This window comes from Telluria aromaticivorans (assembly GCF_013003915.1).
GTDB lineage: Bacteria > Pseudomonadota > Gammaproteobacteria > Burkholderiales > Burkholderiaceae_D > Telluria > Telluria aromaticivorans.
Genome location: NZ_JABAIV010000003.1, coordinates 206,826 through 230,156, shown reverse-complemented (window position 1 = coordinate 230,156; position 23,331 = coordinate 206,826). Strand labels below are relative to the sequence as shown.

The window sequence follows — 23,331 nt, the reverse complement described above, 5'->3', positions numbered from 1 at the left end:
GAAACAGATGCGCGTGCTGATCGTCGACGATGAATACCTGGCGCGCGCACTGCTGCGCGAATTCCTCGGCGCACATCCCGACGTCGAGATCGTCGGCGAGTGCGCCAACGGCTTCGAAGCGGTGAAGGCCATCGGCGAGCTCGATCCGGAGGTCGTCTTCCTGGACATCCAGATGCCCAAGCTCGATGGCTTCGAAGTGGTCGAGCTGGCGGGCAGCAAGCCGCACTATATTTTTGCCACCGCCTACGACCAGTTCGCGCTGCGCGCCTTCGAAGTGCATGCGATCGATTACCTGCTCAAGCCCTTCTCGCGCGAACGCCTCGGCCAGGCGCTCGAGCATGCGCGCAGCCGCCAGACCCCGCCGGCGCAGTTGCAGGCAGCGGTGGCCGAAGCGGCCCAGCGCCACGGCTACCTGGAACGCGTGCTGATCAAGGACGGAACCCGTGTGCACGTGGTGCCGGCGTTAAGCATCGACTACATCGAGGCCCAGGACGACTACGTGCAGGTCACAAGCGCCGGCAAGGCCTGGCTCAAGAACCAGCGCATGTCCGAGCTTGAAGCCCAGCTCGACCCGCAGGTGTTCATCCGCATCCACCGCTCGTATATCGTGAATGTCGGTTCGATCGCGCGCATCGAACCCACCAGCAAGGATAACTACTGCGCCGTGCTGAAGGATGGTGTCAAGCTGCCGATCAGCCGCAGCGGCTACCAGAAGGTGCGCGAACTGATGCGCTAGGCCTGAGCGTTGGTACGGCCATCAACGTCCCACCATGCGGGCAGCAGGGCGCGCACGTCCGGCTTGCCGAAACGGTCGTCGATCAGCCAGACCACGCCGCGATCCTGTTCGGTGCGGATCACGCGCCCCGCCGCCTGCACCACCTTCTGCATGCCGGGATATAAATAGGTGTAGTCGTAGCCGGCCCCGAACATCGCGCCCATCCGCTCGCGCAGCTGCTCGTTCACCGGGTTCACCTGCGGCAGGCCGAGCGTAGCGACAAAGGCGCCGATCAGGCGGTCGCCCGGTAAGTCGATACCTTCGCCGAAGGACCCGCCGAGCACCGCGAAACCGACTCCGCGCCCGCCAAGGGTGAAGCGCTCGAGGAAGGCGGCGCGCTCAGGCTCGCTCATGCGCCGCTCCTGGCGCCAGGCCGGAAAGCCCGGGTGGCGCTGCTCGAGCTGCGCCAGCACTTGCTCCATGTAGTCGAAACTGCTGAAGAAGGCCAGGTAGTTGCCTTCGCGGGAAGCGTACTGGCGCGCGATCAGGTCGGCGATGGGGGCGAGCGAGGCGGCGCGATGCTGGTAGCGCGTCGAGATGCCGCCGGCGATGTGCACTTCCAGTTGGCAGGCGGTAAACGGCGAGGCAACGTCGGCCCAGGCGGTATCCGCCGGCATGCCGAGCAGGTCGCAGAAATAATACCAGGGACTGAGCGTGGCCGAGAACAGGGTGACCGAATGCGCCATGGCGAAGCGCGGCTTGAGGAAGGGCGCCGGCACCACGTTGCGGATGCTGATGATGGAATCGCGCACGCCGGCGCGCGCCAGGTCGCATAGCGAATGCTCGCCGAAGGATTCGGCCAGCCGCAGGAAACCGAGCGCGTCAAAATGGAAACGCTGCAGGTCGGGTTCGAGCGGCCCGGGTGCATCAAGCAGGAAGTCGTTGACGGTGCTGGTCGCGTTCTGCAGCGCGTCGATCAGCTTGGGCGGGACTTCGTGCAGTACCTGGTAGGGCGCCGGGGCTTCCTTGTCGACGCCGGTCCAGGCGCGGCCGACGCGTTCCAGCGCCTTCCTGACGATTTCCGGCGCGTTGGCGCGCGCGATGCGCAGGTTGGCGCGGTCCAGCTCCGCGCTGTACATCGAGCGCGCACGCGACACCATGTTGTGGGCTTCGTCGACCAGTACGCTGGTGCGCCAGCCATTGTTCAGGGTGAGCGCATACAGCATCGCACCGCCGTCGAAGTAGTAGTTGTAGTCGCCCACCACCACGTCGGCCCAGCGCGCCATTTCGCTGCCGAGGTAATAGGGGCAGACATCGTGTGCGAGCGCTACCTCGCGCAAGGCCTCGCGGTCAAGGACCGGAACATGGGCTGCCGCCGAACGGGCGGCAGGCAGGCGGTCGTAGAAGCCTTTTGCAAGCGGGCAGGCGTCGCCCTGGCAGGCCTTGTCGGGATGTTCGCAGGCCTTGTCGCGCGCCGTCAGTTCGAGCACGCGCAGCGGGATGCCCGCCCTGCTGGTCAGGCTGGCGGTCGCGTCCAGCGCCAGGCGGCGGCCCGGTGTTTTCGCAGCCAGGAAGAACACCTTGTCGAGGCTTTGCTGCGGCATCGCCTTCAGCACAGGGAACAGGCTACCGATGGTCTTGCCGATGCCGGTCGGGGCCTGCGCCAGCAGGCAGCGTCCGCTGGCATTCGCGCGGTAGACGTTTTCAGCCAGCTCGCGCTGGCCCGGGCGGAAGTCCGCGTGGGGAAAGCGCAACGTGCCCAGGCCCGCATCGCGCGCGGCGCGGTGCGCCGCTTCCTGCTCCGCCCAGCTCGAGAAACCCTCGCACAGCTGCGCAAACAGTAACGCCAGGTCGGCCGCGTCGCGGCTCTCGCGCAGCACGGTCTCAATCCCGCTGCCGATGTCGTAATAGACCAGGGCCAGGTTCACCTGGGCCAGGCCCAGTTGCCGGCATAGCAGGTGGCCGTAGACCCGTACCTGGGCCCAGTGCAGGTGGCGGTGGTTGTCGGGGATGGAGCTGAACTTGCCGCGGTGCGTCTTGATCTCTTCGACCAGGTTCTCGTCCGGGTCGTAGCCATCGGCGCGGCCACGCACGTGCAGGTCGCCCCAGTCGCCGGACAGCGACACTTCGGTGCGGTAGTTGCCGCCGCGGCGGCCCTGCACGACGGTGTGCCCGGCGATGCCTTCCTGGGCGGTGGGCGAGGGCGTAAAGCGCAGGTCGAGGTCTCCCTGCTTGGCGGTGAACTCGCACAGGGCGCGTACCGCGACACTGTATTTCAGGCCGACTTCAGTCAAGCAGCTTGCTCCCACTGCAGGTAGCACACCGACACAGGCATCCCGTGCGCCGCGCAGTAGTCGATCCAGCGCAGCTGGTTGTCCTGCAGCCGGTCGCCCGGACCTTTCACTTCGATCATGGTGTAGCGCTTTTCGCCAGGCCAGAACTGGATCAGGTCAGGGAAGCCGGTGCGGTTGGACTTGACGTCGGCCAGGATGCGCTCGCACCACTTGCGCAGGTGCGCGGCCGGGATGCATTCCAGCGCCAGCTCGAGCAGCTCGGGGCTGAGCGCTTCCCAGTGCACGAAGGGCGAAGCGATACCGGCCTTTTCTAGGACAGTGCGGCGGATGGTGTCGCGGTAGCTGTCGTCGTCCAGGCCGGCCAGGCAGGCTGAGAACTCCGCTTCGCGGCGGTGCTGGAAGTCAGGGCTGTACAGGTCGGCAGGGCCGCGATGGAAGGGATGGAAGAAGGCGCCGGGAATCGCGGCGAAGATCGCAGGCCAGCACAACAGGCCGAACAGGGAATTGGCCAGCGCGTTCTCGACATAGAACACCGGTGCGTCCTCGCCGGCCAGGTGGTCGCGCACGACTCCCTCGACCCACCAGTCGCCACCGGGCATCGGCAGGCACAGGTCGAGGCGGTTGGGGAGCCGAGCGCGGCGTGGCGACAGCTTGGCGTGGCCGAGGCGGCGCGCCAGGCGCGGGGCGACGCGCAGCAGGTGCTGGCGTTCGGCCTCGCTCTCGGGAACGGCCTGGGCGAGGGTGAGCAGCGCATAGGCCTCGTCGAAGCGCTCGTGCTTTTCCAGCACCCGGATCGCGCGCCCGCGCGCGCCGGGGAAGCGGCAGCGCGCATACACGGCATGGGCATTGTCCCAGTCCTTGGCCTTTTCGTACTGCTGGCCGATCTGGAACAGCAGCTTCTCGCGCCGGCTGGTCAGCCAGTCGTTATCGAAGGCATGCGAGGGCAGGTCGCGCACCACCTCGTCGAGCGGTTCTCCGGCATAGAAGCGTTCCTTGCAGCCGTGCAGGACGATGTAATGGTCGATGTCGCCGCGCGAACGGAAGCCGCGCGAGGCCTGCGAGATCTCGACCTGCTCGTAGCGGAACATGCCCAGGTCGGACAGCACGAACTCGGTCCAGTCCTGGCGCAGGTTGCCGAAGAAGATCAGGCGCAGGCGGTCGCACAGCGGCTTGACCAGGATGCGCAGGGCCACGTCGGTGCAGTCGCGGTACCAGTCGGCGAAGGGGCGGTTCTCGCTGAATACCGGGCGCAGGGCTTCGAGCTGCTCGCCCTTGCGCGCGTTCTTCTGCTGCAGATGCTCGCGGAAGGCGGTGGCGACTTCCGGCTTGGAGAGCAGGTCGAACAGTTCGTCGAGCGTGAGGCTCGGGTTGGTGTCGACCCAGCCGGTGGCGAGAAGGTGGCTGGAAGCTTCGACTGGACAGCCGATTTCCGCATAGATCAGTTTGCTGGAGCGGAACAAATTCCCCTTGCGCATGACCATGCGTACGAACAGGGCGCGCGCATTCCGGGGCAGTGCGGGGAAGGCGGACAGGAAGGCGAGCTCGTCATCACTGAGCAGGTCGCGATAACGCTCGCCGATCCAGTCGAGGACGCGCTGGAAATTGTCCAGATAATAAAACTCGTTTTCCAGAACCCTGATCATTTCGTGCTGCCATACTGTGCTTATGTACAGTATAGCTCCACGGGGCATCAACCACCCAGCAATATCCCCATTTTTTGCCGGCAGTGGTGGCTTTTCGCCACGTTATTGATTCTGAGGTTTGGCCTTGCAGGCACCGTTCGGGCACAGCAGTTCGGTCATCTGCGAACCTTCGGGGGCGTGGCCGTTGGCGTGCACGATCACCGCGGAAATCAGTGCGACGTCGGCATCCACATGGCCGTCGGCGCCCTTGGCCGGGCTGGCCGGGCGCTGCGCCTTGGCCTGCGCGGGGCGGACCGCATTGCGGGCGACCGCTACCGGGCGCGGACGGGCGGGGGAGGCTAGCGGCCGGGCAGCCTGGCGCGGCTCGCCGGTGGCCAGTGTCGCGGGTTTGGACGCCGGTGTCCGGGCCATCGGGCGCGGCGCTGCGACCGGCACTGGTACCCGCACCGGCGGCAGCGTGGCCGGCTTGGCCGGCGCCGGTTTCAGCACGCGCATCGGGGGCACGTCATGTGCAGGCTCCTGGTCGACGATGACCGCCGCGCCGCCTGGTCGCGGCACGGGCGGCGCCGTGGTCGCGGCCATGGCGACCTGGCGCAGTGCAGGAGCCGCCTCGGGCAATGCGGGGGGCGGGGGATCGCTGCGGCCGCCTGCTGCGGCAGGCGGGGCCGCGCCCGCCAGCACCGGCTGGTCCAGCGGCAGCCCGGACGCGTCCAGGTTCACGCCATCATTGCCTGCCGCCAGCCACACCAGCATCCCGGTCAGGGCGAACGCCACGGCGCCGCTGGCGCCATACCATGCCAGCCGCCCGCCCGAAGCGGCGCCGGTCCCGCGCTTGCGCATGGGATCGCGCTCCAGCATCGCCAGGATGCTGTCCTCCCCGGAGGTGCGGCGAGGCGACATCAGGTTCGGACGCATGGACGGTGATTGATTTTCGTCTGTAGGCCGCACGGCGATACTCCTAAGATTGGTTCTTCCAATTCTGATTAGAAACAATCTTGGGGATAGCGATGATGATTTTTCTCGCCCTTCTGTACTTTTGTCTCGCATCCGGTGCAATCTGGCTTGCCCTGTTCCCGAACGGCCGTGCCTTTGTCGCGCGTGGCTTGTTCGCGTTGCGCCAGCGCCTGTCGCAGCGCGCGCTCGGCTGGCAGGTCGCGGGCAGCCGCTATGCCGGGAACGTGCGCGACGGGATGCCGGGCGACCCGCGCGGCAACCTGGTGCGCTTTGTCCGGCGCCACCGCATCGCCTGCGCCATCGGCGTGCCGGCAGTCCTGATCCCCTCGCTGCTGGCACTGGCCTTGAGCAGCCCGGCCATGCTGCCGGTGTACGAAGGGGGAAGCGCCATGCCGGATGCCCAAGTGGCAGCCCTGCTGCAGGGCGAGCGCCTGGTGCCGCCGGTGGCCTTGCCCCCAAGCGTCTTCAGTACCGTCGAGGTCACGCTGGTTCGGCCGACTCTGGTCAATGCCAGCCGCAACTGGGGCCTGCTGCATCCAGACTACAGCCAGCGCCTGCTGCTGGCCTTCAAGATCATGAAGGAAAAGCATGGCTACGAAATGGCGCTGCTCGAAGGCTACCGCAGCCCGGCGCGCCAGGACGAACTGGCTAGTGCTGGCAGCCACGTCACCAATGCGCGCGCCTTCCAGAGCTGGCATCAGTATGGCCTGGCCGCCGACTGCGCATTCTGGCGTGACGGCAAGCTGGTGATTTCGGAAAAGGATCCTTGGGCCATGCGCGGCTACCAGCTGTATGGGGAAGTGGCCGAATCGCTGGGCCTGACCTGGGGCGGGCGCTGGAAGATGATGGATTTTGGCCACACCGAGCTGCGCATGCGTGGCGTCATGCAGCGCTGAGGGGCTGCCCTTCGGCCCCGCCGCGCTTGGCCGGGCAACTATTGAGGCGTCGCAAAAGTTCTAGGGCACTGCCGTGCGAGCATTTCCTTTAGAACACTCCTCCAACCCACCCTCCTGGTCCCCCATGGCAAGAATCTGGCAGTTACTGACCGACAGCCGCGTGCTGGTCGTGATCGGCATCGCCGCGCTAGCGGCTTGCCTCCTCATCGGCGCCGACCTGATCGGCATCGACCTGATATGGGCCCTGATCGCAGGGCTCGCGCTGCTGGCCTGCTGGGGCATCGCCTGGGCCATCCGGCGCCATATCCGCGGCCGCGCCGCGCAGCAGCTCGGGGACGCCATCGTTCCGGGCGAAGACAAGACCGCGGCCGGGCCCGGCGGCGGCGAAGTCGCCATCCTGCGCAAGAACATGCTGGAGGCGATTTCCACCATCAAGACCTCCAAGCTCGGGCTCACGCGCGGCGCTTCGGCGCTCTACGAGCTGCCCTGGTACATGATCATCGGGAACCCGGCGGCGGGCAAAAGCAGCGCGATTGCCCGCTCCGGCCTGAGCTTCCCGATTCCCGGCAACAAGGCGCTGCAAGGCGTGGGCGGGACCCGCAACTGCGACTGGTTCTTCACGACCGATGGCATCCTGCTGGACACCGCCGGCCGCTATTCGGTGCAGGATGACGACCGCGAAGAGTGGTTCAGCTTCCTCGACCTGCTCAAGAGACACCGCAACAAGGCGCCGATCAACGGCATCCTGATTGCCGTCAGCGTGGCCGAACTGGTGGCCGGCCCCACCAGCGCCTCGCACGAACTGGCCAAGAGCCTGCGCACCCGCGTGCAGGAACTGACCGAACGCCTGGGCGTGCACGCGCCGGTCTATGTGGTGTTCACCAAGGCCGACCTGGTGGCCGGCTTCACCGACTTCTTCGCCGGCACCGAGCGCCTCGAGCGCGACCGGATCTGGGGCGCTACGCTGCGCTACAACCGCCGCAGTGCGCCCCAGGACGTGCTGGGCTTCTTCGACGAGCATTTCGACGAACTGTACGACGGACTCAAGGAAATGAGCCTGGCTAACATGGGCGCCAATCGCAGCACCCAGATGCGTCCCGGGGTGTTTACCTTCCCGCTGGAGTTCGCGGCCATCAAGACGCCGCTGCGCGCCTTCCTCTCCACGCTGTTCGAGGAAAACACCTACCAGTTCAAGCCCGTTTTCCGCGGGTTCTACTTCACCAGCGCGCTGCAGGAAGGCATCGTGCAGGATTTGTCGAGCAAGCGCGTGGCCAGCCGCTTCGACCTGGCGCTGCGCGAGCAGCAGGGCGGGGAAGTGGCCGAGCAATCCGGCTTCTTCCTGTTGGATTTGTTCCGCAAGGTGATCTTCGCCGACCGCGAGCTGGTCAAGCGCTATACCAACCCTTCCAGCGCGCGCTGGAGGGTGGCGGCCTTCTTCGGGGCGACCATCCTGCTCGGCTGTGCGCTGGGTGGCTGGAGCTGGTCCTATATGGGCAACCGGCAGCTGGTGGCGAACGTCGAGCAGGACCTGGCCAAGGTAGCGAAGCTGCAGGCCGGGCGTATCGACCTGCAGTCGCGCCTGGAAGCGCTCGACATCCTGCAGGACCGCATCGAGCAGCTCGACAAATACCGCAAGGAGAAGCCGTGGGCGCTGGCCTTCGGCCTGTACCAGGGCGAGACGCTCGAACGCAAGCTGCGCGACGAATACTTTGCCGGCGTGCGGGCGGTGATGGTGGAGCCGGTGACGACCTCGCTGGAAGCCATGCTGGCCGAGGTCAACGCGAATGCCGCCCAGCTGGCGCCGGTGGCGCAGCTGGATGGACCGGCGGCCGGCGCTCCGGCAACGGCAGGACAAACGGCGCCGGCTGCCGGCCAGCCGTACCAGAGCGTCTCGGCCACCAGCGTCGCCGACGCCTATAACGCCCTCAAGACCTATCTCATGTTGGGCGACAAGAATCACGCCGAGCCGGGCCACCTGAACGACCAGCTGACGCGCTACTGGCGCACCTGGCTCGAAGCCAACCGCGGCAACATGCCGCGCGAGCAGATGATCCGCAGCGCCGAACGGCTGCTGACCTTCCACCTCTCGCAGATCAATGACCAGGCCTGGCCGCAGATGACGCTCAAGCTCGGCCTGCTCGACAGCACCCGCGAGCACCTGCGCCGGGTGGTGCGCGGCACGCCGGCGCGCGAGCGGGTCTACAACGACATCAAGACCCGCGCCGCCACACGGTATCCGGCGGTGACCGTCGCGCGCATCGTGGGCGAACAGGACCACGCCCTGGTCGCCGGCAGTCATGCGGTCAGCGGCGCCTTTACCCGCGAAGCCTGGAACAAGTTCGTGCTGGGGGCCATCAAGGACGCGTCCAACAGCGAAGCATCGAGCGCCGACTGGGTGCTGAAAACCGTGTCCAAGGACGACCTCACGCTGGAAGGCAGCCCGGAGCAGATCCAGAAGGCGCTGATCGACCTGTACAAGGCCGAGTATGCGCGCGAGTGGCTGAAATTCGTGCAGGGCGTGGCCATCGCCGACCTGAAGGGCTTCGACGCCAGCGTGCAGGCCATGAACCGCCTGGGCGATCCGCAGTCCTCGCCGATCGCCAAGCTGTTGAAGACGATCTACGATGAAACCATCTGGGACAATCCGGGCGCGCTCGGCGCAGGCCTGAGCAAGACCGAGCGTGGCTTCGCCGACTGGTTCAAGGAGAAGATCCTGCGCCGCGCGCCCTCGGACGCGCGCACCCTGGCCAACGTGGTCGACCCGGCGGCGCTGCTCGGGCAGCAGCAGGGCGCGGGTCCGATCGGGCGCGAGTTCGCCGGCGTCGCGCGCCTGGTCGGCGCCAAGGAGAAGGACGCCTCCCTGATGACCGGCTACCTCGACGCCCTGTCGAAACTGCGCACCCGCCTGAATGCGCTGAAAAACCAGGGCGACCCGGGACCGGGCGCCAAGCAGTTCATGCAGCAGACTTTAGAGGGCAGCGGCTCCGAACTGGCCGATGCGCTGCGCTACGTGGATGAGCAAATGCTGACCGGGATGAGCGATTCGCAGAAAGGGGCCCTGCGACCGCTGCTGGTGCGTCCGCTGATGCAGACCTTCGCCATGATCGTGCTGCCCTCCGAGGCCGAGATCAACAAGACCTGGCAGGTGCAGGTCGTCGAGCCCTTCCAGCGCTCCCTGGCCGGCAAATACCCGTTCGCGGCCGGCGCCAGCGTCGAGGCGACCCCGGACGAGATCGGCCAGATCTTCGGACCGCAGGGCGAGGTGGCGAAGTTCGTGAATACCGCCATGGGCCCGCTGGTGGTGCGCCGTGGCGACGTGCTGGCGGCCCGCACCTGGGCCGACATCGGCATCACGCTGGCGCCGCAGGCCGTCTCGGGCTTCCCGGGCTGGGTTGCGCCGCTGTCGTCGAAAGGCGTGGCGACCGACAGCGGCCCGCAGACCGTGTTCCAGATCCTGCCGCAGGCTGCACCGGGCACGCTGGAGTACACGCTCGACATCGATGGCCAGCAGCTGCGCTATAAGAATACGCCCCCCAGCTGGACCAACATGGTCCATCCGGGGCCACAGGGCATGGCGGGCGTGCGCATCACAGCGGTCACATTTGACGGGCGCACGGTGGAACTGTTCAACGAACCTGGCCAGTCGGGCCTGAAGCGCATGATCGACGCGGCCCAGAAGAAGCGCAAGGATGGCGGCGTGTTCGAGCTGCGCTGGAGCGCGCAGAACGTGGCGGTGTCGGTCGACCTGAAAATCGTCAGCAGCGCCGCGGCCAATGGCAGCGGCGAGCAGGGCGCGGGTTTCCGCGGCTTGCGCCTTCCGCCGACCATCGTCGGCCGCGCGCCCGAGCTGGCGCCGAACCAGCCGGCGCTGGCTGCCACCAGTGGGGGCCAGTGATGCGCGGCCCTGCTTCGGAACGGATCGGCTATTTCGGCAAGGTCCCGGCCCGCGCCGACTTCGTCAAACTGGCCGACGACCCGGCCGCGATCGCGATGCTGGACCGCTGGCTGGCCCAGGTGATGACACAGCTAGCCGAGGACGCACGCTGGCGCATCAACTACGACGCCATGCCGCCGGTGAGCTTCGCCCTGGTGGGCCCGGCGCGCCGGCATGCGGTGGCCGGGCACCTGCTGGCCAGCCACGACCAATCCGGGCGGCGCTTTCCTTTCCTGGCCGCCCGCACCCACGAGGTCACCGACCCTGCGGCTTTCGTCACGCGCTGTCCGCTGGCCTTCGGGCCGCTGTGGTCTTTTCTCGAGACGATGTGCCCGCGCGTGCTGTGCGAAGCCGATCCCGTACCGCACCTGCAGGCGATCGCGGACGCCGCCATCACGCTGGGCGATGCCGAGCCGACCCTGTCGCACCTGCTGGCCAACGGCACGGTCGGCTCGCTCGGCGCGCTGCTGGGCGAGCGCCAGTTCGCGCGCATGCTGCTGGCACTCGGGCTGCTGCTGCAGCCGGTGATGCACAGCCAGCCGACCGAGTTGCACAAGAGCCTGGTGCTGCCGCTGCCGAACGATGCGCAAGCGCGCTATCCAGTGTCGGCTTTCTGGCTGCAGCTGGTGGCGCCTTTCCTGCGCCGCGCCAGCTTCGACCTGGCGATTTTTATTACCCGCCAGGAGGGCAGGCCGGTGCTGGTGATCGGCTTTTGCGCCGCGCTGGCCGAGACGCTGCGCGGGCTGGTCGATCCGCTGGTCGGGGCCGAGCAGCAGGTGCGCCTGACCGATACCGGCTGGATCGACGAGCAGCTCTATATCGATACCGATGTGCGCTCGCTGGCCAGCTACCTGGCGCAGTCTGACCTGCCGCTGGGGCTGGCGAGCGACATGTTCATGAAGACCTTCATTGGAGCCGCGCCGTGAGACCACCCGTGAAACCAGCAGCACTGCTGCTTGCTGCCCTGTTCTCCGCCGGCGCCGCCCACGCCCAGGAGCCACCGATTGTCGTCAGCGGCACCGTGGCCGACGAACCGACCAAGGCCGCGCTGCTCGAGCGCCTGCGCATCGTCTACGGGGCCGCGCGGGTAGTCGACCAGCTCTCGGTCGGCACCGTGGCCACGCCGGCCGCTTGGGGCGAGTATGTGGCCAAGCTGATCAACCCCAACCTGAAGCTGGTCAGCCGCGGCCAGCTGAAGGTCGACGGCAACAGCGTCAGCCTGCGCGGCGACGTCGTCAACGAGGAGCAACGCCAGCAGATCGCCACCGACATCGCCTCCACCCTGAACCCGACCTACACCGTCAACAACGGGCTGCGCGTGGCCGCCTCGCAGCAGGGCGTGCTCGACGCGGCGCTGGCGGACCGGATCATCGAGTTCGAGTCTGGCAAGGCGACGCTGACCGAAGCCGGCATGACGGTGCTCGACCAGATGAGCACCGCGATGCAGAAGCTTAAAGGGGTGAAGGTCGAGGTCATCGGGCATACCGACAACGCCGGCTCGCGCGCCGGCAACCTGTCGCTCAGCCAGGCGCGCGCGGAGGCCGTAAAGACCTACATCGTCGGCAAGGGCATTGCCGCGGACTCGATCGCGGTGTCGGGGGAGGGGCCGGACCGGCCGGTGGCGGATAACCGGACGGCGGAGGGGAAGGACAGGAACCGGCGGATCGAGTTCAAGGTGATTCAGTAGGCTGTTCAACGAACTTGGGTTCCGGCCTGCGCCGGAGCGACGGACTACCGGCCCAGGTAGAAACAAGCTTAGCGCTGTTCTTATGTTGACCTGGAAACCGTCGTCCCGGCGCAGGCCGGGACCAAGTGCATCGCATGCAACCGACACTGACTACGGCAAGGTAATCGTCACATGCGCCGCCTTCGGCGGCAGCTTCACCAAATCGTTGTACTGCGCCATCGCCGTCCCGGTTTCGTTCGACAGCGCCGTCCGGAAGCCGAGATAGGCGCCCAGTCCCGCCACCATGAACACCGCCCCCAGTACCCACAGCGACAAGTCGCTCTGCAGCCGGTTTACCACCTGGTCGGGCCGTTCCGCATGCGGTGCGAAACCGCGGGTGCGGCCGCGCATGCGGGCGATCTCGTCGCCCAGGCGCGCCACCAGGTAGTCCAGCTTGTCGCGGCCATCGAGCGCATAGCGGCCCTGGAAACCGAGCAGCAGGCACATATGGAAGACTTCCAGCGCTTCCACGTGCACCTGGCCCTTGGCGCGCAGGTCTTCCAGCCGGTGGAAAAAATGCTCGCCGGCGAGCTGGTCGCCGAACACGCGCAACTGCAGCGGGCGGGTTTCCCAGGCTTCGCGCACCTCGAAGGTCGAGCGCAGGATGATTTCGTCTACCGCCGAGCAGAATGCGTACTTGGCGGCGGTCACGTCATCGGCCGAGATGCCGAGCGCCTTGGCGTTGCGGTCGACGTCGGCCAGGAAGGCCGTCATGTTGTCGGCAAAGGCCACCTTGTCCTGCGGGCCGCAGCCGTTCTTGAGCAGGAACAGGGCGTAGAAGCCCTCGTACATGATGTCGGACAGGCGCTGGGGCGGGCGCGCCTGCTGCTGGCCGGGCTGGGGCGCGACGCGCCGTTCGACGAAGGCGTTCATGCCGCCACCGCAATCAGTTCGACGCGCAGGTCGCGGATCCCGTTCGGGACATGCCCGTTCGGGACGTAGACCGAGATCGCCTGCGCTTTGAGCATCGTTTCATACAGCATGCCGCGGTTCTCCAGGATGAAGTAATAGGTATCGGGCCGCACCGGCACCGCTGCAGGCACCTGCGGCGCATGCACCAGCTTCACGCCGGGCAGGGCCGACAGGACGAACTTGTCGACGTCTTCCGGCGCGCCCACCTTGAACTGCAGGGGCACCACGTCCACCAGCTGCAGGGCCGGCATGTCGGCCGCCACCGCCAGGTAGAGCGTGGTCTGCAGGTTGATGCGCCCAGAATCGAGCGCGCCGAGGTAGTACGAAGGCCGTTCGCGGTTCAGGACGATCGTGAAATAGCGCGACGAGATCACGGTGTCCAGCAGGTCGCGGATGATGCCATCGAGCTTCGCAAACTGCGGGCCGGGATCAGCGTGCACGTAGGCGGGGAGGTCTTCCAGCCGGTAGCTGCGCGAATACGTCATCAGGCCGCCCGCTAGCGACAGCAGCTCGCCGAACAGGCGTTCCGGATGCAGGTCGCGGTGGCCCAGGTAGTGCGACAGCGCCGCATAGCCGGTGCTGGCGGTATGCAGTAGCCAGAAGGCCGAGACGTCGCCGCCGCGGATCTCGATCACGTTCTTGCTCGGCTCGCGCAAATGCCCGTACAGGGCGTTGACCTTGGCCAGCAGCTTCTCCATCAGCCGCGCCAGGTTCAGGTGCAGGCCGGGAGCGGCGTCGATCGACAGGCTGGGCGGCACGAAGGACGGATCGGCCTCGAAGCCGCCGGTCGCCATGCGCCGCAGCCGCACCAGCGGGAAGCTGTCGTAGGCTTCGAGCGGCTCGGTATCGGCCACCAGCTTGAGCGACTTGCGCAGGTAGGTAATCGGCGCCTCGGCGGCGGCGGTGTACAGGTCCTGGGTGTCGCGATCAATGCTGGAGAAGCGCGCATCGGGATGTATCTCGCCCGGGCCATCCGCCGCGCTGCCGTGCTGGCAGTTTTCGCCATACGCCTTCAGCGAGGGCAGGGCGGCATGGAAGGTGACGGTCTGCAGCCCGGCCGGCAGTTCGCCCAGGCGCACCTGCAGGGGCAGGGGATCGCCGCTCGGCGCCCGGTAGACTTCGCCGTCGGGGAACAGGATCGACAACTCCTCGACGCGCAGCACGTCGTGGCGCAGCGCGTCATGGTCGACGGTCAGCTTGCGCACCCCCCAGGCATAGGGGTGCAAGGCGCAGGCGGTCTGGTTCAGGCGCGCCTCATGGTAGCGGTCCTGCTGCTGGAAATGCTGCGGCCGCAGGAAGAGGCCTTCGCCCCAGAGTAGTTTCGCCGGCATGCTCACATCGACCTCGCCTTCAGTGCTCAAGATGCACCCTGAAATTCCTAGATTGGCGGAAACAACAACCGCTTCATTGACAGCGCACAGAAGAAAGCGTCGATGCCTCGGAACTGCCACCCACCGTCATGGCGCAGGCATGCATACCAAGCGTCAGACCATTGCGTTCGGCCTCGGCCGCGGGGAAGCTGGTGCGCCAGCGCCGCTCGGCCGGGCGCTGGAACAGGGCCACCACGGCCAGGTGGGCGGCTTCGCGGCTGACCTTCTCCGTCACTTCGTAGCGCTGGCCGGGCACCAGCATGATTTCGCGCACCTCGACCAGGTCGCCGCCCAGGCTCTCGCGCTCGGCCTGCGGGCTCAGGAAAGCGGCATAGGGCGCCTGCTCGAAAGCCTCCTTGTGGCGCAGCTTGTACAGCCGCACGGTCAATGCCAGCGGCTGGCCGTTCTTGTCGACGTTCAGCTTGCTCGACGCGTGCAGGCGCAGCGACACGGTGCGCGGCGGCTTTTGTGCATCCGGCAGCTCGGGCGGCTTGCGCAAGCCGGTGGCCTCGAGCGCCGCATTGGCTAGAGTGTTGCTGCCGCAGCCGGCCAGGAGCGCGCTCGACACCAGCGTCGCCAGCAGAAAACCTGTTCTCATCGCCGTTTCCTTTAATCAAATCTGCGAGGTCAAGCTCGGATTGAACCGGACTGGCGCGGGCCTGCCGTGATCCCGCGCAAGCTCAAGGCAAGGCGCGCCGCTTTGAGGCGAACTCGGCATTGATTGACAGTGCGCAATTTCGCGCAAGCGCCGATGAGAATAATGGTGGCTGGTTTAACTGTCGTGGAGAATCAGCATGATGTTGAAACGCTTGATGCCGTTGATCGTGGGAGTCGTCGCCCTGGCCGGGTGCGCCAGCGGCCCGGAAATTGCTAGCAGCCGGTCGAATGCTCCCGTCGGGGAACAGGTTTTCACCGAAGCCGACAAGGCCATCGCGGCCAAACAGGAAGAGAAAGCCTATGCCATGCTGAAGGCCGCCAGCGACGCCCACCCGGTCGACAAGCGGCCATGGGTGAAGATGGCGCAGATCCGCTTCAATGCCGGCGTCTATGGCGAAGCGATCACGAATGCGCACGAAGCGCTGGAGCGCGATCCGGATGATCACGTAGCGCATAGCATCGTCGCCGTCAGCGGCTTGCGCGTGGCGAGCAAGGCGCTGGCCGACCTGACCCGCAAGAACAACCTGAACGGCGATGTGAAGAGCGAAGCGCAGGACTTGGCCAAGCTGCTGCGCACCAGCTTGGGCGAACAGGAACTCTTCAAGAAGGGTGACGCTGCGAAGACCACCCCGGTGCGTGTGCGCGCCCAACGGGACTCCTCCGTGACCCCAACCAAGGCCGCCAGCAATACCACCAGCAGCAGCAACGACAAGGACCCATTCAGCGGTCTCAAATAATCCCACGGCCGGCGCCGCCGGCCCATCACCATCCCCCGCAACCTGGAGTCGACATGGCCAAGAGTGAAAGCGTCCAGAAACGCTTGCAGAAGGTGCGCGCGCCGCGCGTGCAAATGACGTACGACGTCGAGATCGGCGACGCGACCGAAAACAAGGAACTGCCCTTCGTCGTCGGCGTGGTGGGTGACTTCGGCAACGACCCGGCAGCCGAGAAGAAGCGCCTGAAGGACCGCAAGTTCGTGAATGTTGATGCCGGCAATTTCGACGAAGTGCTGGGCGCGGTCGCCCCGGTGGCCAGCTTCAAGGTGGACAACCACCTGTCCCAGGACGGCAGCCAGTTCGGGGTGGAACTGCAGTTCAAGTCGATGGACGATTTCCGTCCGGAGTCGGTGGTGCGGCAGGTGAAACCGCTGAGCGGCCTGCTGGACGCCCGCACCAAGCTGGCCGACCTGCGCAACAAGCTGGCAGGGAACGACAAGCTCGAGGACATCCTCAGCGAGGTGCTGGGCAATACCGAGAAACTCGATGGCCTGCGCAAGCAGGCGACTGAAGACAAGGAGGCCTGAGATGGCGGCCGTCCTCGAAAACGCAAGCGGCAAGGCCCTACCTTCGCTGGAGCTGGAAACCTCGCTGCTCGACCAGATCGTCGAGCAGAGCCGGGTGGCGAAATCCAGCAGCGAGCACGAACGCGCGCGCGACATCATCTCGGAGCTGGTGACCCAGGTCATGCAGGGCACGATGATCATGTCGAACAACCTGTCGGCCACCATCGATGCGCGCCTGGCGGAACTCGACCGCATGATCTCCGAACAGCTCTCGGCGGTGATGCATGCCCCCGAATTCCAGAAGCTCGAGCGCAGCTGGACCGGCCTGAATTACCTGGTCAAGAACAGCGCCACGGGAGCCAACCTGCAGGTGCGCATGCTCAACGCCAGCAAGCGCGAGCTGGTGAAGGACTTCCAGACGGCGATGGAGTTCGACCAGAGCACCATGTTCAAGAAGGTGTATGAAGAAGAATTCGGCACCTTCGGCGGCGCCCCCTACGGCACCCTGATCGGCGACTTCGAGATCTCGCGCCAGCCCGAAGACATCTACTTCCTCGAGCAGATGTCGCACGTGGCCGCCGCCAGCCATGCGCCTTTCATCACCTCGGCCTCGCCCGAGCTGTTCGGCGTCGACAGCTTCGGCGACCTGGGCAAGCCGCGCGACCTGGCCAAGGTGTTCGACACCGTCGAATACGCCAAGTGGAAGACCTTCCGCGAATCCGAAGACGCGCGCTACGTCGGCCTGACCCTGCCGCGCTTCCTCGGCCGGCTGCCCTACCACCCGGCCGACGGCATGGCCACCGAGGGCTTCAACTATGTGGAAGACGTGGATGGCAGCGACCACCAGAAATACCTGTGGTGTAACGCCGCCTATGCGTTTGCCTCGAAGCTGACCAAGGCCTTCGAAGACTATGGCTGGTGCGCGGCGATCCGCGGGGTCGAGGGCGGCGGCCTGGTGGAAAACCTGCCGGCCCATACCTTCAAGACCGACGAGGGCGAAGTCGCGCTCAAATGCCCGACCGAGCTGGCGATCACCGACCGCCGCGAAAAGGAGCTGTCGGACCTGGGCTTCATCTCCATGGTCCATTGCAAGAACACCTCGTATGCGGCGTTCTTCGGCGCGCAGTCGGCCCAGAAGGCCAAGAAGTACAACAACGAGGCCGCCAATGCGAATGCCGTGCTGTCGTCGCAGCTGCAGTACATCTTCGCGGTCTCGCGCATCGCCCACTACATGAAGGCCATGATGCGCGACAAGATCGGCAGCTTCGCCGCCGCCTCCAACGTCGAGGACTACCTGAACCGCTGGCTGACCCAGTACGTGCTCCTGGACGACAACGCGAGCCAGGACCAGAAGGCCCAGTTCCCGCTGCGCGAAGCCAGCGTGCAGGTGTCGGAAGTGCCGGGCCGCCCGGGTGTCTTCCGCGCGGTGTCCTTCCTGCGTCCGCACTTCCAGCTCGACGAGCTGTCCGTTTCGCTCCGACTGGTCGCGGAGCTTCCCCAATCGACCAAGGCTTAAGCAGTTTTCTCAACGTGAATGGAGTAGAACATGGCAATTGACGTATATCTGCAGATCGATGGTATCAAGGGCGAATCGATGGACGACCGGCACAAGGACTGGATCGAGTGCATTGCCGTGGACTGGGGCGTGACGCAGCCGCGTTCGGCGACTGCCTCGACCGGCGGTGGCCACACCGCCGAGCGTTGCGAACACGAAGAGATCAAGCTGAAGAAGCTGGCCGACCTGGCTTCGCCGATCCTGCTGCAAACCTGCTCGGCCGGCAAGACCATCCCGAAGGCCAAGCTGGAATTCATGCGCGCAGATGGCCAGGGCGAGCGCATCAAGTACTTCGAGATCGAACTGGAAAACGTCCTGATCGGCGCTGTGCAGCCGAGCGTCAAGGAGGGCAGCATCATCCAGGAAGAAGTGGGCCTGAAGTTCTCGAAGATCAAGTGGAAGTACACCCAGCAGAAGATCACCGGCGGCGCCGGCGGTAATACCTCGGGCGGCTGGGACCTGGCGGCCAACAAGGTCGTCTGACCGGGCGGCAGCACGCCTGCGCGCGGCGCCACGCAGCTCACAGCGCGGCGCCGCGCTTCTTTTTGGGAGGGAGCATGAAGGGCTTTACCCCGGGCCTGCTGGATCGCCTGATGGACGAGCGCCCGCCTGAATCCGCCGGCGCCCCGGTCGGCTGCGAGCAGCTCAAGGACAGCGTGGCACGCGACCTGGAGGCGCTGCTCAATACGCGGCTGGCTTTTGACCCGGCGATCCTGAGCGGCTATCCGGAAGCGCGCGGCTCGCTCCTGCACTACGGCCTGGCGGATGTCGCCGGCTACTGCCTGACCAGCAGCATCGACCGCGCCGCCGTCTGCGCCAGCATCCAGGACGCGATCGAAGCCCACGAACCGCGCCTGCGCGACGTCACTGCCACGCTCGAACTCGACCAGGGCAGCGTCAACCGGCTCAATTTCGCCATCCACGCCCGGCTCGCCGTGTCTCCTGCGGCCGAACCGGTGAACTTCAATGCGGTGCTGCAGCCGTCGTCGCTGCATTACGCCGTCAAGCGCAACCGTTAGGGCGCGAGGGGACGACCCTTCGGCTCACCCATCATTCCAAGGACACCATACGATGGACATCAATCTCAAGACCCTGATCGGCAAGCTGAACGACACCACCCGCGCCGCCGCCACGCGCGCCGCGTCCATCTGCGTCGGCCTGGGACAGTACGAAGTCGAGATCGAACACCTGTTCCTGGGTCTGATCGAGCAGCCGGGCAGCGACCTGGCCACCATCGCCCAGGCCTGCGACATCAGCCTGACCGGCCTGGAGACCGATTTGCGCAACGAGGTTGCGCGCTTCGCCACCGGCAGCGCGCGCACGCCGGTGTTCTCGCGCCACCTGCCCGCATTGTTCGAGCATGGCTGGTTGATTGCCTCCCTGGGAACGCCGCCCCACCAGATCCGCAGCGGCCACATGCTGCTGGCGCTGCTCACCGAGCCTTCGCTGGCCCAGCTCGCGCAACGCGCTTCGCCGCTGTTCCGCAAATTCCCGATCGACCGCCTCAAGCACGATTTCCAGAAGATCACGCGCGGCTCGCAGGAAGCGCAGCTCGTTGCCATCGAGGTGCAGGAGACCGCGGGCGACGCGGCCGGCGAGATCGCGGCGGGACCGGCGCGCAGCACGCCCGCGCTCGACCAGTACACCACTTGCCTGACCCAGCGCGCACGCGACGGCCGGGTCGATCCGGTGATCGGGCGCGATCCCGAGATCCGCCAGGCCATCGACATCCTGATGCGCCGGCGCCAGAACAACCCGATCCTGACCGGCGAGGCAGGCGTGGGCAAGACCGCCGTGGTCGAGGGCCTGGCCCTGCGCATCGCCCTGGGCGACGTGCCGGAAGTGCTGCGCGGTGTCGAGATCCATACCCTTGACATGGGCCTGCTGCAGGCCGGCGCCAGCGTCAAGGGCGAGTTCGAGAACCGCCTCAAGAACGTGATCGACGAGCTGAAACGCAGCCCGCACGCGATCATCCTGTTCATCGACGAGGCCCACACCATGATCGGGGCGGGCGGCGCGGCCGGCCAGAACGATGCGGCCAATTTGCTGAAACCCGCGCTGGCACGCGGCGAGCTGCGCACCATCGCCGCCACCACCTGGAGCGAATACAAAAAGTATTTCGAGAAGGACGCCGCGCTGGCGCGCCGCTTCCAGGTGATCAAGGTCGAGGAGCCGGACGAGCCGACCGCCAGCGCCATGCTGCGCGCCATGGCGCCGCTGATGGAAAGCCATTTCGGCGTGCGCATCCTGGACGAGGCCGTGATTGAGGCCGTGCGCCTGTCGCACCGTTATATCAGCGGCCGCCAGCTGCCGGACAAGGCAATCAGCGTGCTGGACACCGCCTGCGCCAAGGTCGCACTGGGCCAGAGCGCGACCCCGGCGGCACTGGAAGACTGCACGCGCCAGATCGAGCGCATCGACGCGCAGGTAGCGTCGCTGGTGCGCGAAGCCAGTGCCGGCGCCTGCCACGAGGCAAAGATCGCGGGCTTGCGCCAGCAGCGCGCTGGCCTGGACGACGAACGCATCGGCCTGCAGCGCCGCTGGGACGAGGAGCAGCGCATCGCCGCCGAAATCGGCGAGATGCGCACCGCGCTGGAGGAGGGCAGGACCCAAGACGCCACCGCACTGCGCGCCCGCCTTGAAACCCTGCGCGGCCTGCAGGGCGAGTCCCCGCTGGTGCCGGTGCAGGTGGACGGCCACACGGTCGCGGAAATCGTCGCCAGCTGGACCGGCATCCCACTGGGCCGCATGGTCAAGGACGAACTGCGCACCGTGGTCAACCTGCAGTCGCTGCTGGACGAGCGCATCCTGGGCCAGTCGCAGGCCAGCGGCGCGGTGGCCCAGCGGGTGCGTACGGCGCGCGCCAACCTGGACGACCCGAACAAGCCGAAGGGCGTATTCCTGTTCGTCGGCACCTCGGGCGTGGGCAAGACCGAGACCGCGCTGGCGCTGGCCGACATCCTGTACGGCGGCGAGCGCAAGCTCATCACCATCAACATGAGCGAATACCAGGAAGCGCACAGCGTATCAAGCCTGAAAGGCTCGCCGCCGGGTTATGTCGGCTATGGCGAGGGCGGGGTGCTGACCGAGGCGGTGCGGCGCAATCCCTACAGCGTGGTGCTGCTCGACGAGGTGGAGAAGGCCCATGCCGACGTGCTGGAGCTTTTCTTCCAGGTCTTCGACAAGGGTGTGCTGGACGATGCCGAAGGACGCCAGATCGACTTCCGCAACACCATCATCATCCTGACCTCGAACGTGGGTTCAAGCCAGATGATGGGGGCCTGCCTGAACAAGCCCTCGAGTGAAGTGCCGGACCCCGGGCAGCTGGCAGAGCTGATCCGCCCGCAGTTGATGAAGCATTTCAAGCCGGCCTTCCTGGGACGCCTGACCGTGGTGCCGTTCTACCCGATCCGCGACGAGGTCTTGACCCGGATCATCCGGCTCAAGCTGGACCGCATCAAGGCGCGCGTGCTGGACAACCACCGCGCACGTTTTGAATATGACGAGGCGCTGGTGTCGGCGGTGCTGAGCCGCTGCACCGAAGTCGATTCGGGCGCGCGCAATGTCGACAACATCCTGAACGGCACCCTGCTGCCCGAGATCGCCGACAGCGTGCTGGCGCAGATGGCGGACGGTGGCGCCATCTCACGGGTGAAGGTCAGCGCGACCAAGGCCGGGAAGTTCAAGTATGCGATCGATGCGGCTAACGTCACCCAGGAGACAGCATGTTGAATGTGGATAAACTGCTGGTCCCGATCAGCATGGACCGGCCCTGCGGCGAGGACCTCGCGTTCTCGCCCGATGTCGACGCCATCAACCGTGCGCGCCAGGCCGACGATCCGTCGATCGAGCAGGGCGCCTGGGTCACCACGCTGAAGGAAGCCGACTGGAAGTTCGTCTCGAAGCGCTGCATCGAACTGCTGGAGGCGCGCAGCAAGCACCTGCAACTGGCGGTCTGGCTGGCCGAGGCGAGCGCCAGGACGGCCGGGCTGCGCGGCCTGGCCGGCAGCCTGCGGCTGGTGGCCGGCCTGTGCGAACGCTATTGGGACGGCGCGCATCCGCTGCCGGACGAAGATGGCCACGAGCGCCGCATCGGCAACCTGGCCTGGATCGCGGCGCGCATTGCGCCGCTGGTCAAGGAGGTCCCGGTGGCCGACGGCGTCACCATGATCGCCTGGGAAGCGGCGCGCGCGCGCGGGCTGGACGCGGTGGCCGAGCTCGAGGCGGCGCGCTCGCGGGCCCCGGCTGCTGCGCGCCAGGCGCTGCTGCTCGACGCCGAGGACTGCATTGCTGCGCTGGCCGAACTCGAACGCGTGGTCGACGAGCGGCTCGGCGCGGATGGCCCGAGTTTCGGCGCGGGCAGGGCGGCCCTGCGCGACCTGGCCGACATGGTGGCGCCGCCGTCAGCCCCGGCGGCGGCGATCCAGGTGCAGCCGGCAGCGCAGGGAACTGCGGTCGCGATGGCGCCTGGCATATCCATGCGGGTGCTGGATGGCCCGCTGCAAAGCCGCGAACAGGCCCTCGCGCAGCTGCGCGGCGTGGCCGAATTCTTCCGCCGCACCGAGCCGCACAGCCCGGTCGCCTACCTGGCAGAAAGAGCCGCGCGCTGGGGCGAACAGCCTCTGCACGCATGGCTGCGCTCGGTCATCAAGGACGACGCGTCGCTGGCGCGGCTGGAGGATTTACTGGGGATTGAAGCTGAAGGATGAAGCAGAGAACCGAGGCAGGAATGTGAAAGAAAATTTCATGTAGCGTAAAAAATGAAATTTTCTTTCACGGGCAGGCGGACTAGCCGACGGCTATTCCGCCTTTTTTTCCATTCCCGGCTGGACCATCGAGCTGGCCTTGGCGATCTGCTCTTCGACCGTCTGGACGGCCTGGCGGGTGGCTTGTGTCACCTGCTCATAGCCCTTGAAGGCATTGTCGATCGCCGTCTTGATGATTTCGACGGCGTTTTCGGAACCCGGTTTCACGTTCTGGGTGACGTCGTAGATCAGCGCCGACAGGGTGCTCCTGGCTTCGGCCACATGGGTGTCGGCGGCCTGGCGGAATTCCTGGTGCATCTCGTCGATGATGGTCTTCATCTGCTCGCGGTACTCGGTGGCGCCCGCGGCGCCCGGCTGCATGCGGGCATGCAGTGCCGCGATCGCCGCTTTCGGGTCGCTGGCCCTGGCCATCTCCTGGCTGGCGGCAATCGAGCCTTCCATCGAGCTCTTCGCTACATTCATGTTCAGCGCCACTACCTGTTCCACGCCTTTCACCGTCTTGCTGGCGAGGGCGTTAAAGGTCTGCATCTGCAGGTCGAACAGGGTCTTGGTGGCGTTGGCGAACTGCTCCGGACTGGTGAACATCGGTGTCTCCTCCGTATGATTGGAATGGATCGTTTGAGCTGC

19 protein-coding genes are annotated in these 23,331 nt (G+C 66.4%); 12 read left to right on the top strand and 7 right to left on the bottom strand.

The window, feature by feature from the left end; translation table 11 throughout:
• The first annotated feature begins 7 nt into the window (after positions 1-7).
• A complete protein-coding gene (locus HGB41_RS10275; RefSeq protein WP_171083892.1) occupies positions 8-736 on the top strand; it encodes a LytR/AlgR family response regulator transcription factor in 729 nt (242 codons plus the stop codon).
• Here HGB41_RS10275 and HGB41_RS10270 read toward each other — a convergent pair.
• From HGB41_RS10270 to HGB41_RS10260, 3 genes are all read right to left on the bottom strand, one after another.
• On the bottom strand, positions 733-2,994 hold the full coding sequence (locus HGB41_RS10270) for an ATP-dependent DNA helicase (protein ID WP_171084838.1): 2,262 nt from the start codon (positions 2,992-2,994) through the stop codon (positions 733-735). The two genes, HGB41_RS10275 and HGB41_RS10270, sit on opposite strands and share 4 nt — an antisense overlap.
• A gap of 11 nt (positions 2,995-3,005) precedes the next feature.
• The gene (locus HGB41_RS10265) at positions 3,006-4,652 is read right to left on the bottom strand and encodes a VRR-NUC domain-containing protein (RefSeq protein WP_171083890.1); all 1,647 of its coding nucleotides are present in this window, start codon (positions 4,650-4,652) and stop codon (positions 3,006-3,008) included.
• A gap of 102 nt (positions 4,653-4,754) precedes the next feature.
• Complete coding sequence (locus tag HGB41_RS10260) at positions 4,755-5,567, bottom strand: hypothetical protein (protein ID WP_171083889.1); 813 nt, start codon at positions 5,565-5,567, stop codon at positions 4,755-4,757.
• Positions 5,568-5,659: 92 nt separating this feature from the next.
• On the opposite strand from HGB41_RS10260, the gene HGB41_RS10255 reads away from it, so the two are divergent.
• From HGB41_RS10255 to HGB41_RS10240, 4 genes are all read left to right on the top strand, one after another.
• A complete protein-coding gene (locus HGB41_RS10255) occupies positions 5,660-6,502 on the top strand; it encodes a M15 family metallopeptidase (RefSeq protein WP_171083887.1) in 843 nt (280 codons plus the stop codon).
• Between the two features lie 124 nt (positions 6,503-6,626).
• Entirely contained in the window at positions 6,627-10,397 is a 3,771-nt protein-coding gene (tssM, locus tag HGB41_RS10250) for a type VI secretion system membrane subunit TssM (protein WP_171083885.1), read from the top strand.
• On the top strand, positions 10,397-11,362 hold the full coding sequence (tagF, locus tag HGB41_RS10245) for a type VI secretion system-associated protein TagF (RefSeq protein WP_171083883.1): 966 nt from the start codon (positions 10,397-10,399) through the stop codon (positions 11,360-11,362). The genes tssM and tagF overlap by 1 nt, the downstream gene beginning before the upstream one ends.
• An 8-nt stretch (positions 11,363-11,370) precedes the next feature.
• Positions 11,371-12,123: an OmpA family protein gene (locus tag HGB41_RS10240; protein ID WP_371868501.1), complete on the top strand. Its 753-nt coding sequence runs from the start codon at positions 11,371-11,373 to the stop codon at positions 12,121-12,123.
• Positions 12,124-12,273: 150 nt separating this feature from the next.
• Here HGB41_RS10240 and icmH read toward each other — a convergent pair whose 3' ends face one another.
• From icmH to tssJ, 3 genes are all read right to left on the bottom strand, one after another.
• The gene (gene icmH / locus HGB41_RS10235; RefSeq protein ID WP_171083879.1) at positions 12,274-13,035 is read right to left on the bottom strand and encodes a type IVB secretion system protein IcmH/DotU; all 762 of its coding nucleotides are present in this window, start codon (positions 13,033-13,035) and stop codon (positions 12,274-12,276) included.
• Positions 13,032-14,405 (bottom strand): type VI secretion system baseplate subunit TssK, encoded by a 1,374-nt coding sequence (tssK, locus tag HGB41_RS10230; RefSeq protein WP_171084836.1) that lies wholly within the window; start codon positions 14,403-14,405, stop codon positions 13,032-13,034. The genes icmH and tssK overlap by 4 nt, the downstream gene beginning before the upstream one ends.
• Positions 14,406-14,478: 73 nt before the next feature.
• Positions 14,479-15,042: a type VI secretion system lipoprotein TssJ gene (gene tssJ, locus HGB41_RS10225; RefSeq protein WP_171083877.1), complete on the bottom strand. Its 564-nt coding sequence runs from the start codon at positions 15,040-15,042 to the stop codon at positions 14,479-14,481.
• A 196-nt stretch (positions 15,043-15,238) separates the two neighbouring features.
• Between tssJ and HGB41_RS10220 the strand changes: the two genes are divergently transcribed.
• The 7 genes from HGB41_RS10220 (at position 15,239) to tssA (ending at position 22,647) form a co-directional block, all read left to right on the top strand.
• Positions 15,239-15,838 carry a tetratricopeptide repeat protein gene (locus HGB41_RS10220; RefSeq protein ID WP_171083875.1) on the top strand — a complete coding sequence of 200 codons (600 nt, stop codon included), beginning with the start codon at positions 15,239-15,241 and terminating at the stop codon, positions 15,836-15,838.
• Between the two features lie 53 nt (positions 15,839-15,891).
• Complete coding sequence (tssB, locus tag HGB41_RS10215) at positions 15,892-16,404, top strand: type VI secretion system contractile sheath small subunit (protein WP_171083873.1); 513 nt, start codon at positions 15,892-15,894, stop codon at positions 16,402-16,404.
• Between the two features lies 1 nt (position 16,405).
• The gene (gene tssC / locus HGB41_RS10210; protein ID WP_171083871.1) at positions 16,406-17,899 is read left to right on the top strand and encodes a type VI secretion system contractile sheath large subunit; all 1,494 of its coding nucleotides are present in this window, start codon (positions 16,406-16,408) and stop codon (positions 17,897-17,899) included.
• Positions 17,900-17,929: 30 nt separating this feature from the next.
• A complete protein-coding gene (locus HGB41_RS10205; protein WP_171083869.1) occupies positions 17,930-18,421 on the top strand; it encodes an Hcp family type VI secretion system effector in 492 nt (163 codons plus the stop codon).
• A gap of 74 nt (positions 18,422-18,495) precedes the next feature.
• Positions 18,496-18,957, top strand: a complete 462-nt coding sequence (tssE, locus tag HGB41_RS10200) for a type VI secretion system baseplate subunit TssE (protein ID WP_171083867.1) — start codon at positions 18,496-18,498, stop codon at positions 18,955-18,957.
• 52 nt (positions 18,958-19,009) lie between these two features.
• The gene (gene tssH / locus HGB41_RS10195; RefSeq protein WP_171083865.1) at positions 19,010-21,670 is read left to right on the top strand and encodes a type VI secretion system ATPase TssH; all 2,661 of its coding nucleotides are present in this window, start codon (positions 19,010-19,012) and stop codon (positions 21,668-21,670) included.
• Positions 21,664-22,647, top strand: coding sequence for a type VI secretion system protein TssA (gene tssA / locus HGB41_RS10190; protein ID WP_171083863.1), 984 nt, complete (start codon positions 21,664-21,666; stop codon positions 22,645-22,647). The genes tssH and tssA overlap by 7 nt, the downstream gene beginning before the upstream one ends.
• A gap of 90 nt (positions 22,648-22,737) precedes the next feature.
• Here tssA and phaP read toward each other — a convergent pair whose 3' ends face one another.
• On the bottom strand, positions 22,738-23,289 hold the full coding sequence (gene phaP, locus HGB41_RS10185; protein ID WP_171083861.1) for a TIGR01841 family phasin: 552 nt from the start codon (positions 23,287-23,289) through the stop codon (positions 22,738-22,740).
• Positions 23,290-23,331 lie beyond the last annotated feature (42 nt).

Excerpts from the sequence above, each read along its gene's own strand:
- HGB41_RS10275 (WP_171083892.1), top strand. The coding sequence starts at position 8 with ATGCGCGTGCTGATCGTCGACGATGAATACCTGGCGCGCGCACTGCTG.
- HGB41_RS10265 (WP_171083890.1), bottom strand. The coding sequence starts at position 4,652 with ATGATCAGGGTTCTGGAAAACGAGTTTTATTATCTGGACAATTTCCAG.
- HGB41_RS10260 (WP_171083889.1), bottom strand. The coding sequence starts at position 5,567 with ATGCGTCCGAACCTGATGTCGCCTCGCCGCACCTCCGGGGAGGACAGC.
- HGB41_RS10255 (WP_171083887.1), top strand. The coding sequence starts at position 5,660 with ATGATGATTTTTCTCGCCCTTCTGTACTTTTGTCTCGCATCCGGTGCA.
- tssM (WP_171083885.1), top strand. The coding sequence starts at position 6,627 with ATGGCAAGAATCTGGCAGTTACTGACCGACAGCCGCGTGCTGGTCGTG.
- tagF (WP_171083883.1), top strand. The coding sequence starts at position 10,397 with ATGCGCGGCCCTGCTTCGGAACGGATCGGCTATTTCGGCAAGGTCCCG.
- icmH (WP_171083879.1), bottom strand. The coding sequence starts at position 13,035 with ATGAACGCCTTCGTCGAACGGCGCGTCGCGCCCCAGCCCGGCCAGCAG.
- tssK (WP_171084836.1), bottom strand. The coding sequence starts at position 14,405 with ATGCCGGCGAAACTACTCTGGGGCGAAGGCCTCTTCCTGCGGCCGCAG.
- tssJ (WP_171083877.1), bottom strand. The coding sequence starts at position 15,042 with ATGAGAACAGGTTTTCTGCTGGCGACGCTGGTGTCGAGCGCGCTCCTG.
- HGB41_RS10220 (WP_171083875.1), top strand. The coding sequence starts at position 15,239 with ATGATGTTGAAACGCTTGATGCCGTTGATCGTGGGAGTCGTCGCCCTG.
- tssB (WP_171083873.1), top strand. The coding sequence starts at position 15,892 with ATGGCCAAGAGTGAAAGCGTCCAGAAACGCTTGCAGAAGGTGCGCGCG.
- tssC (WP_171083871.1), top strand. The coding sequence starts at position 16,406 with ATGGCGGCCGTCCTCGAAAACGCAAGCGGCAAGGCCCTACCTTCGCTG.
- HGB41_RS10205 (WP_171083869.1), top strand. The coding sequence starts at position 17,930 with ATGGCAATTGACGTATATCTGCAGATCGATGGTATCAAGGGCGAATCG.
- tssE (WP_171083867.1), top strand. The coding sequence starts at position 18,496 with ATGAAGGGCTTTACCCCGGGCCTGCTGGATCGCCTGATGGACGAGCGC.
- tssH (WP_171083865.1), top strand. The coding sequence starts at position 19,010 with ATGGACATCAATCTCAAGACCCTGATCGGCAAGCTGAACGACACCACC.
- tssA (WP_171083863.1), top strand. The coding sequence starts at position 21,664 with ATGTTGAATGTGGATAAACTGCTGGTCCCGATCAGCATGGACCGGCCC.
- phaP (WP_171083861.1), bottom strand. The coding sequence starts at position 23,289 with ATGTTCACCAGTCCGGAGCAGTTCGCCAACGCCACCAAGACCCTGTTC.